General features: G+C 52.5%; 1 protein-coding gene. It reads right to left on the bottom strand.

Going from position 1 to position 503, the window contains the following annotated elements; genetic code table 11:
• The coding region (locus tag F0155_RS23325; RefSeq protein WP_150526951.1) for a WD40 repeat domain-containing protein at positions 1-503 on the bottom strand (503 nt) is incomplete at both ends.

The following is a 503-nucleotide window of genomic DNA, read 5'->3' as shown; positions in this document are numbered from 1 at the left end:
CAGTGGTGTCATCTGAGGCGGTCAGGACGAGTGTCTCATCCTTTGAAAAGACGGCGGACCAGACGGTGCGTTCATGCCCCTCGAAAGATTTGACGAGGTTTCCGGTTTCAACGCTCCATAGCTTTGCCGTGTTGTCACCTGAGGCGGTCAGAACGAATGTCTCATCCTTTGAAAAGACGGCGGACCAGACGGTGCCTTCATGCCCCTCGAAAGATTTGACGAGATTTCCGGTTTCAACGCTCCATAGCTTTGCCGTGGTGTCATCTGAGGCGGTCAGAACGAATGTCTCATCCTTTGAAAAGACGGCTGTATTGACCTCACTTTCATGCCCCTCGAAAGATTTGACGAGGTTTCCGGTTTCAACGCTCCATAGCTTTGCCGTGTTGTCACCTGAGGCGGTCAGGACGAGTGTCTCATCCTTTGAAAAGACGGCGGACCAGACGGTGCCTTCATGCCCCTCGAAAGATTTGACGAGGTTTCCGGTTTCAACGCTCCATAGCTTT

This window comes from Roseibium sediminis, from assembly GCF_008711325.1.
Classification (GTDB): domain Bacteria; phylum Pseudomonadota; class Alphaproteobacteria; order Rhizobiales; family Stappiaceae; genus Roseibium; species Roseibium sediminis.
This window is presented reverse-complemented; position numbering and strand designations above follow the sequence as displayed.